The sequence below is a fragment of the Streptomyces sp. NPDC054840 genome (genome assembly GCF_053611065.1).
This window is the reverse complement of sequence record NZ_JBSGZP010000039.1, coordinates 1-9,912: the sequence shown is the minus strand read 5'-3', so window position 1 is coordinate 9,912 and position 9,912 is coordinate 1. Positions and strand designations below refer to the sequence as shown.

The following is a 9,912-nucleotide window of genomic DNA, read 5'->3' as shown; positions in this document are numbered from 1 at the left end:
CCGAGTCCAGCGGCCTGGCCGCGAGCCGCGCCCACCCCGGCGTCTACTGGACCCACAACGACAGCGACGACGGCCCCTACGTCTACGCCGTCGACGCGGCCACCGGCCGCACGGTCGCCACCGTACGGGCCGTCGGGGCGGCCCACGGGCGCGCGTTCACCCCGGCCGAGACGGAGGACTTCCTGCGCGGCATCGAACCGGCCGACGGGGTCATGTACGACGAGATCGTCGCCTTCCACCACCGTGAGGTGCGCCTCGGTCGCCGCCTCGGGGTACTGCCCCCGCTCGCCGTCGTCGCCCACGACGAGGGCGGCCAGGTCGACACCGTCGCGCACAACCGGGGCGCCCGGGCCTTCGACGCCGCCGACCGGGAGGAGTACGCGCTCCTGCTGGACCGGCTCACCGACGCCGTGGCCCGGGGCGACCTCCCGGAGGTCGGCGCCGTCGCCACCCGCAGCGCCGAGATGAACGCCCACCGCCGCCGGCGCGCCGGGTTCGCGGAACTGCACGCCCTGTGCCGCGAGGTCGACGGCCTGGGCCTGGTCCTCGCCCACAGCGGCACCATGCTCGGCGTCCTCCTGGAGGCGAACGACCCCGCCCTCACCGGCAAGACCGAGCACATCCGGGCCGGCTGCGCCGCCCTCGGCGGAGAGGTGTCCGTACACCGCTCCCTCGGCGCCGACGACAGCTGGAGCCCGCAGGCCGCCGCGACCGCCCACCCCACCGAGCTGGAGATCTGAGCATGCTGTTCGACACCGTGACGGACGCGATCGGCGCGACCCCGCTGGTCCGACTGCGCCTGGGCGAGACCCGCGGCGTGGAGGTCTACGCCAAGCTGGAACTGCAGAACCTCTTCGCGATGAAGGACCGCGTCGCCCGCAACATCCTGTTGGAGGCCCGGCGGCTGGGCACCCTGAGGCCGGGTGCGCCCGTCATCGAGAGCTCCTCGGGGACCATGGCCCTCGGCGTCGCCCTCGTCGGCCGCTCCCTGGGCCACGAGGTGCACATCGTCACCGACCCGCGCATCGACCCCGTCACCCTCGCCAAACTTCGTGCCCTGGGCTGCCGGGTACACGTCGTCGAGGCCATGACCAGCCACGGCTGGCAGAGCGCCCGCCTGGAGCGGCTCGCCGAGCTGCTCGACGAACTGCCCGGAGCCTTCTGGCCACAGCAGTACACCAACCCCGACAACCCCGGCGCCTACCGCACCCTCGCCGGAGAACTCCTGGCGGACCTGGGGCGGTTCGACTCCCTCGTCGGAGCCGTCGGCAGCGGCGGCTCCCTGTGCGGCACCGCCCGGGCGCTGCGCGAGAGCCTGCCCGCCCTGCACGTCGTCGGCGTCGACTGCGTGGGCAGCACCCTCTTCGGCCAGCCCGACGTACCGCAGCGGCTGCAGAGCGGGCTGGGCAACAGCCTGCTGCCCAAGAACCTGGACCGCACCCTCATCGACGAGGTGCACTGGCTCAACGACCACGAGGCCTTCGCCGCGACCTGGGACCTCGCCCGCGAGCAGCAGATCTTCGGCGGCAACACCTCGGGCTCCGTCTACCGGGTCCTCACCGGCCTCGCCGACCGCGCCGAGCCCGGGACCAGGATCGTCGGCATCCTGCCCGACCGCGGCGACCGCTACGCCGACACCGTCTACAACGACGAGCACTGGGACGCGAACCGGCTGCGCGAGGTGCCCGCCGCCACCGCGCCGGCCGCACTCGGCCCCGACGGGACCGCCCTCACCTGGTCCACCCTCGCCTACAGCCCGCCCGCCGGGATCCGCCGGCACCTGCTGTTCGTGGAGTCCAACACCACCGGCACCGGCATGCTGGCCCTGGACCGGGCGCGCGAACTGGGTACCGTGCCCGTCCTGCTGACCGGCGACCCCGACCGCTACCGGGGACTCGCCGACACCGGCACCGAGGTGCTGCGCTGCGACACCAACTCCGACGCCGCCCTGCGCGCCGCCGTACAGGAGCGGTTCCGCCGCGAGGAGATCGCGGGCGTCACCACCACCAGCGACTTCTACGTACCGGCCGCCGCCCGGATCGCCCAGTGGCTCGGCCTGCCCGGCAACCCGCCCGGGGCGGTGGCCGTCTGCCGCGACAAGTCCGCCCTGCGCGAGAGGCTGCGGGCCGCCGGTGTCCGCCAGCCCCGCTACGCCGTGGTCCGCGAGCCGGCCGGGGCGGCGGACGCCGTCGCCCGCACCGGACTGCCCTGCGTGGTCAAGCCGGCCGACGACTCGGGTTCCACCAACGTCCTGCTCTGCGCCGACGAAGCGGAGGTCCGCGCCCAGATCGGGCGGATCCTCGCGATCGCCACCAACGTACGGGGCATGCCCACCGCCCGGGCCGTCCTCGTCGAGGAGTACCTGGACGCACCGGAATACAGCGTCGAGATGTTCAGCGGGGACGGGCAGGCCGTGTGCGTCGGCATCACCGCCAAGTCCGTGACCGCCACCCCGCACTTCGTCGAGCACCGCCACCTCTTCCCCGCCCCGCTGCCCACCGCCGCCGCCCAGCTGATCACCGACACGGTGACGGCGGCCCTCGACGCGGCCGGGATCCGCCTGGGCGCCACCCACACCGAGGTCAAACTGACCGCCGACGGCCCCGCCCTCATCGAGATCAACCCGCGACCGGCCGGCGGCATGATCCCCGAACTGATCCGGCTCGCCACCGGGGTCGACCTCCTCGACGCGCAGCTCCGCGCCGCCCTCGGCCTGCCCCCGCACCTCAAGGCCGAGGAGGCCGGTCATGCCGGGATCCAGTTCCTCCTCGCCGACACCGACGGCACCCTCACCGCCGCCCACGGCGCCGAGGCCGCCGAAGCCGTCGAGGGAGTCGAGTCGGTGCTGGTCACCGCCGCCCCCGGCACGCCCGTGCGCAGGCCCCGCAGTGCCTCCGACCGGCTCGGGCACGTGATCGCCCGCCATGAGGAGCCCGAGGGCGTGCACGCCGCCCTCGATGCGGCGCGCGCCCTGGTCCGCCTCGACATCGAGGCCGCGCCCCACTCCTGAACCTCCGCTCCTGAACCTCCGCCGTCCCCGGCCCCGACGACGCGCCGTACGACCCGTACGACCGCACCCGACACGAAAGGTCAACCGCCATGAGCAACCCCTTCGAGAACGACAACGCCTCCTACGTCGTGGTCCGCAACGACGAGCTCCAGCACTCCCTGTGGCCCGCCGCCAACCCCGTTCCGGCCGGCTGGACCGTGGTGCACGGCCCCGACGGCCGCCAGGCCTGCCTGGACCACGTCGAGCGGGTCTGGACCGACATGCGCCCCGCCTCCCTGGTGGCCGCCCTCGCCGGGAACGCGCCCCGTGGCTGAGCCCGTCCACCGCACCGAGCACCCGGCCGGGCCCGACCCCGTACGGACCCTGCGCACCCTCTTCGCCGAGGTCCTCGGCCGTGCCGAGGTCGGCGCGGGCCACAGCTTCACCGGGCTGGGCGGGGACAGCATCCAGGCGATCCAGGTCGTCAGCCGTGCCCGCGCGGCCGGCCTGGTCGTCAGCACCCGCGACGTGCTCCGCGCGGAGAGCGTCAGCGCGCTCGCCGCCACCGCCCGCGCCCAGGGCCGGGCAGGCGAGGGCGCCGGACCGGTCGTGCCCCCGCGCCGCCTGGGCCCGCTGGCACCCACCCCCATCATGGGGTGGCTCGCCGAACTCGGCGGTCCCGTGGACACGTACAACCAGTCGCTCGTCCTGCGCACCCCGCCGGGCTTCTGTTCGTCCGCCGCCGTACGCACCGTCCAGGCCCTCCTCGACACCCACGAGATGCTCCGCCTGCGGCTGCCCGACGGGATCGGGGCTTCCGGCGCCGAGCCGGTCGTACCGCCCGCGGGTTCCGTCAGCGCGGCGGACCTGCTGGAGCACGTGGACGCCCGCGGGACGGGCGAGGCGGAACTTCCCGCCCTGACCCGGGAGCGGATGCGCGCCGCCCGGGGGCTGCTCTCGCCCCGCGACGGCCACATGCTGCGCGCCGTACTCCTGGACCGGGGCGCCGGACAGCAGGGACGGCTCGCGCTCGTCGTCCACCACCTCGTGGTCGACGGCGTCTCCTGGCGGATCCTCCAGGACGACCTGCGCAGCTGCTGGACGGCCCTCAACGAGGGCCGCGAGCCCGCCCTGGAACCGGCGCACACCCCCTTCGCGCACTGGGCGGACCTGCTGCGCGCGGAGGCCACCTCCGGCCGCCGGACCACCGAGGCCGACCGCTGGGCCGCCGCCCTGCGCGAGGCCCCGCAACCCCTCGCCGGGGTCCGTCCGCCCGGCGGCCTCGACCCCGAGAGCCCGGAGAACACCCTCACCCTGACCCTCGGGCCGGACGTGACGGGCCCCCTGCTCACCACCGCGCCCGGCCTCGTCAACGGCACCGTCAACGACGTGCTGCTGACCGCCCTGGCTCTCGCCGTGCTCGGGCGGCGCGGCGCCGACGGCCAGGACGCGGCTGACGAGGAGGGTGCCGTCCTGGTCGACGTCGAGGGCCACGGCCGGGAGGACGTCGCCGACGGCACGGACCTGTCCCGCACCGTCGGCTGGTTCACCACCGTGTTCCCCGTCCGTCTCGCCCTCGGGCGCCCGGACCTCGACGAGGCCCGCGCGGGCGGACCGGCGGTCGGCGCCGCCCTGCGTCTGGTCAAGGAGGCACTGCGCGCCGTACCGGACAAGGGCATCGGCTTCGGACTGCTGCGCCACCTCAACTCCCGTACCGGACCGGACCTCGCCGCGCGCGGCATCCCCCAGATCGGCTTCAACTACCTCGGCCGGTTCCCGATGGGTGGGGACGCCCCCTGGGACGCCGCGCCCGGGCACGCCTTCGCCCTCGACGACGCCGACGACGGCCTTCCGATGGCCCACGCCGTGGAGGTCAACGCGGCCGCCCACGAGGGGCCGGACGGCCTCACCCTCAGCGCCACCTGGACGTGGGCGGGCAACGCCTTCCCCGGTCAGGCGGTCCATGACCTCGCGCAGGAGTGGTTCACCATGCTGCGCGCCGTCGTCACCCACGCCGCCCGCCCGGACGCCGGCGGACTGACCCCCTCCGACGTCTCCCTCGCCCATGTCAGCCAGGCCGACCTCGACACCTTCGAATCCCAGCTCGGAGCCCTGCTGTGATCCCTCTGTCCCACGCCCAGCAGCGGCTGTGGTTCCACGCCCGGGACGGCGCCGACGGCGCGCTCTACCACATCCCCGTCGGACTGCGGCTGCGCGGAACCCTCGACCGCCCGGCCCTGCGCGCCGCGCTCGCGGACGTGAGCGGCCGCCACGAGGCACTGCGCACCGTCTTCCCCGACCAGGCGGGCCGCCCCCACCAGCGGGTCCTGGACCCGGCGGACGCCGCGCCGGTGCTCACCGTCACCGACTGCCCGCCCGTCGAACGCGCCCGGCGGGCCGAGGAGGCCTCGTCCCGGCCATTCGACCTCGGCACCGAACCGCCCCTGCGCGCCGACCTGTTCACCGACGGCGCCGAGGACCACTACCTGCTCCTGGTGCTGCACCACATAGCGGGCGACGGCCACTCCGTTAACGTCCTCGTCCGTGACCTCGCCGCCGCCTACACCGCCCGGTGCGCGGGCCGGCCGCCCGAGTGGCCCGAACTCCCCGTCCAGTACCCGGACTACGCGCTGTGGCAGCGTGAACTCCTCGGCCCGGCCCAGGATCCCGCCTCCCTGCATGCCCGGCTGCTCACCCACTGGGCGGCCGTCCTCGACGGCCTGCCCGAGGAACTGCCCCTGCCCGCCGACCGCCCCCGCCCGGCCGTGGCCGGCCACCGGGGCGCACTGGTGGAGGCACGGACCGACGCCGCCACCCACGCGGGACTGGCCGCGCTGGCGCGGGACGCCCGAGCCACACCGTTCATGGCCGTCCAGGCCGCCTTCGCGGTCCTGCTCACCCGTCTGGGTGCCGGCACCGACCTGCCGCTCGGCTGCCCCGTCGACGGCCGTGAGGACGAAGCCCTCACCGACCTCGTGGGCCTCTTCGTCAACACCCTGATCGTGCGCGCCGACACCTCGGGCGACCCCACCTTCACGGAGGTGCTGGGCCGGGTGCGCGCCGCCGCCCTGGAGACCTACGCCCACCAGGAACTGCCCTTCGAATCGCTGGTCGAACGCCTCAACCCGGCCCGGTCGCCAGCCCGCCACCCGCTCTTCCAGGTCGCCGTCTCCGCCCAGCGCACCGAGCCGCAGACCCCCGCCTTCGCGGGCCTGCGGGTGCGGGTGGAGGCGGTACGCACCGACACCGCCAAGTTCGACCTCACCCTGGAGGTCGAGGAGCTCCACGACCCGGCCACCGGGCAACCGCTGGGCCTGGCCCTCGGCCTGGAGTACGCGAGCGACCTGTTCGACGAGGCCACGGCCCGGCGCCTGCTGGACCGCCTCGTCCACCTCATCGGCGCCGTCGTCCGGGACCCCTCGGTCCCGCTCTCCGCACTCGACCTCCTGCTGCCCGGGGAGCGTGCCGACCTCCTCGAGCACTGGCAGGGCGCAGACGTCGCCCCCGACGCCCGTACCGTCCACGGCGCCTTCGAGGAGCGGGCCGCCGCCCACCCCGGCCGCCCCGCCGTGCTCTGCGCCGGCCGGGAGACCACATACGGCGAACTCGACGCCCGTGCCGACCGTATCGCCGGACGACTGCGCACCCTCGGCGTCCGCCCGGGCGAGGCCGTCGCCGTCCTGATGGACCGCTCGGCCGACCTCGTCGCCGCCTGCCTGGGCATCCTCAAGGCGGGCGCCGCCTACCTGCCGCTGGACGCGCGGGCCCCGCACGCCCGTACCGAGGCCGTGCTCACCGCGGCCGGGGCCGCCGTCCTCGTCACCGACCTCCCGGACGGCGAACCCGTACCGGCGGGACCGCGCCACGTACTGCGTCCGGACGGACAGCCCGCCGAGGAGGCCGTGACGCCCGGGACGAGTGTGCGGAGCGGGCATGCCGACGCGCTCGCCTACCTGATGTACACCTCCGGCTCCACCGGCACCCCCAAGGGCGTCGCCGTCCCCCACCGCGAGGTCGTCGCCCTCGCCACCGACCGGCGCTGGCGAGGCGGCGCGCACGAGCGGGTGCTGTTCCGCTCCCCGCACGCCTTCGACGCCTCCACCTACGAACTGTGGGTCCCGCTCCTGAACGGCGGCCTGGTCGTCGTCGCGCCGCCCGGCGACCTCGACGTCGACGCGCTGGCCCGGCTGATGACCGAGGAGAGGGTCACCGGGACCTTCCTCACCGCCACCCTCTTCAACGTCCTCGCCGACCGCTGCCTGCCCGCACTCGGTACGCTGCACGAGGTGATGACCGGCGGCGAGGCCGCCTCGCCGTCCATGGTCCGCCGGGTCCGCGAGGCCTGCCCCCGCACCACCGTCACCAACGCCTACGGCCCCACCGAGACCACCACCTTCGCCGCGACCTTCGCCGTCGGCCCGGGCCGGGAGGCCCCCGGCGGGCAGGTCCCGATCGGCCGCCCCCTCGACGGTACGCAGCTCCACGTGCTCGACGAGCGGCTCGGCCTCGTGGCGCCCGGCGTCATCGGCGAGCTCTACATCGCGGGCGCCGGACTCGCGCAGGGCTACCTCGGCCGGGCCGCGCCGACCGCCGAACGCTTCGTCGCCTGCCCGTACGGCCCCCCGGGCACCCGCATGTACCGCACCGGCGACCTGGCCCGCTGGAACACCGACGGCCAGGTCGAGTACCTCGGCCGCGCCGACCGGCAGGTCAAGATCCGCGGACTGCGCATCGAACCCGCCGAGATCGAGCACACCCTGGCCGGACACCCGGCGGTGGGCCAGGCCGCCGTCACCGTCGTGGACACGGCCGCCGGCCCCGCCCTCGCGGGCTACGCCGTCCCCGCCGAGGGAGCTTCCGCACCCGAACCGCAGGAACTGCGCGCGTACCTGCGGGCCCGGCTGCCCGAGTACATGGTGCCCGCCACCCTCACCCTGCTCGACGCCTTCCCCGTGACCGCCAACGGCAAGACCGACCTGACCGCCCTGCCCGCGCCGGGCCCGGCGACGGCCGGCACCGCGGGGACCTCCCGCCGGCCGCGGACCGACGACGAGCGCGCCTTGTGCGCGATCTGGGAGCAGGTCCTGGGCCTGCCGGACATCGGCGTCCACGACAGCTTCTTCGACCTCGGCGGACACTCCCTGCTCGCCACCCAGCTGCTCGCCGAGGTCAGGGCCCGGTTCGGCAGTGCCGTCGGCATCCGCCAGTTCTTCGCCGGCCCCACCGTCGCCGAACTCGCCGCGGCCCTGCCCGCCGCCGCGGCCGCCGACGCCGCCGGCGCGCAGGACCCGCCGATCGTCCGCCGGGCCCGCCGCACCCAGACCGCCTGACCACAGAAGGAACACCACCGTGAACCACCCGCCGTCCACCCCCGCCCCCGCCCCTGCCGCCGCCCCCGCCGCCCGTTCCCTGGTCGAGGACGTCCTGCCGCTCTCCCCGCTCCAGGACGGCATCCTCTTCCACGCCCTCTTCGACGAGGAGGAGCGCGACGTCTACGTCGCCCAGCTGCTCCTCGACCTCGACGGCCCCCTCGACGCGGACCGGCTGCGCGCCGCCGCCGACACCGTCCTGGAACGGCACGCCAACCTCCGTGCCGGCTTCCTGCGCCGCGCCACCGGCGAACCGGCCCAGGTCGTCCAGCGCGGCGTACGGGCCCCCTGGCAGGAGGTGGACCTGTCCGGGCTCGGCGAGACCGCGCGCACCGCGGCCGTCGACACCCTCCTCGCCGAGGACCGGGCCACCCGCTTCGACCTCGCCCGGCCCCCGCTGCTGCGCCTCACCCTCGTCCGCACCGGCCCGCTGTCCCACCGGCTGCTGCTGACCTACCATCACATCCTGATGGACGGCTGGTCCTGGCCGGTCCTGGTGCGCGAACTCCTCGCCCTGCACCACGCCGACGACGCCCCGCTGGGACCGGTCACCCCCTACTCCTCCTTCCTGAGCCGGCTCCACAGCCGCGACACGGCCGCCGCCCAGGACGCTTGGACCCGCGCCCTGGACGGCCTGGCGGGCGGAACCCGCACCGCGCCCGTGTCCCCGCCGCCCGGCTCGGTCCTGCCCGACCGCGTGGAGACGTACCTCCCGGAGTCCCTGACCGAACGGCTCGGCGCCCTCGCGCGCGGCCACCGGATCACCTCCGGCACCCTGCTCCAGGGGGCGTGGGCGCTCCTGCTCGGCCGGCAGATCCGCTCCGAGGACGTGGTCTTCGGAGCCATCGTCAGCGGCCGCGACCCCGAACTGCCCGGCGTCGCCGACATCGTGGGCCTGTGTATCAACACCGTGCCGGTCCGTGTACGGATCGACCCCACGGAGTCCCTCGTCGCGCTGTTCGAGCGGCTCCAGGACGAGCAGGCGCGCCTGATCGACCACCACCACCTGGGACTGGTCGAGATCCAGCGGCTCGCGGGAGCGGGCGAGCTCTTCGACTCCTGCGTCGCCTTCCAGAACTACCCGGTCGACGCGGCAGGCCTCGCCGCCCTCGGCGCGGGCGGGCTCCGGGTCACCGGAGTGGACCCGTACGACGCCGCCCACTACCCCCTCTCGCTGACCGCCATCCCCGGCGACCGGCTGCGGCTGCAGATCGACTACCGGCCGGACGTCTTCGACCGCGACACCGCCCAGGCCCTGCTGGAGCGCCTCGCCCGGCTTCTCGAAGCCGTCGCCGAGGACCCGGCCTGCCCGGTGGGCACCGTGGACCTGCTCTCGCCGGCCGAACGCCACCGCGTCCTGGTCGAATGGAACGACACCGCCCGCGACGAGCAGTACGCGGAGGTCGTCGAGCGCGTACGGCAGCAGGCCGGACGCCGCCCCGACGCCGTCGCCACCACCGACGACACCGGCCGCACGCTGAGCTACGCGGCCCTCGTCGCGCGGGCCGACGCCCTCGCCCTGGCCCTGCGCGCCGACGGGGTGCGGCCCGGCGA

General features: G+C 75.3%; 6 protein-coding genes. All 6 read left to right on the top strand.

Going from position 1 to position 9,912, the window contains the following annotated elements; genetic code table 11:
- A partial coding sequence (locus tag ACWGIU_RS05340) for a kinase (RefSeq protein WP_453702625.1) occupies positions 1 to 740 on the top strand: 740 nt, incomplete at its 5' end.
- Between the two features lie 2 nt (positions 741 to 742).
- On the top strand, positions 743 to 3,010 hold the full coding sequence (locus tag ACWGIU_RS05335; protein WP_453702623.1) for a pyridoxal-phosphate dependent enzyme: 2,268 nt from the start codon (positions 743 to 745) through the stop codon (positions 3,008 to 3,010).
- Positions 3,011 to 3,099: 89 nt separating this feature from the next.
- Positions 3,100 to 3,324 (top strand): MbtH family protein, encoded by a 225-nt coding sequence (locus ACWGIU_RS05330; RefSeq protein ID WP_366451758.1) that lies wholly within the window; start codon positions 3,100 to 3,102, stop codon positions 3,322 to 3,324.
- Entirely contained in the window at positions 3,317 to 5,110 is a 1,794-nt protein-coding gene (locus ACWGIU_RS05325) for a condensation domain-containing protein (RefSeq protein WP_453702621.1), read from the top strand. The genes ACWGIU_RS05330 and ACWGIU_RS05325 overlap by 8 nt, the downstream gene beginning before the upstream one ends.
- The gene (locus ACWGIU_RS05320; protein WP_453702619.1) at positions 5,107 to 8,319 is read left to right on the top strand and encodes a non-ribosomal peptide synthetase; all 3,213 of its coding nucleotides are present in this window, start codon (positions 5,107 to 5,109) and stop codon (positions 8,317 to 8,319) included. Before ACWGIU_RS05325 ends, ACWGIU_RS05320 begins: the two co-directional genes overlap by 4 nt.
- Positions 8,320 to 8,338: 19 nt before the next feature.
- On the top strand, positions 8,339 to 9,912 hold a 1,574-nt coding region (locus ACWGIU_RS05315), incomplete at its 3' end, for a condensation domain-containing protein (protein ID WP_453702617.1).

Bases quoted from the DNA above. Each gene is read 5' to 3' on its own strand.
- ACWGIU_RS05330 (WP_366451758.1), top strand. From the start codon at position 3,100: ATGAGCAACCCCTTCGAGAACGACAACGCCTCCTACGTCGTGGTCCGC.
- ACWGIU_RS05335 (WP_453702623.1), top strand. From the start codon at position 743: ATGCTGTTCGACACCGTGACGGACGCGATCGGCGCGACCCCGCTGGTC.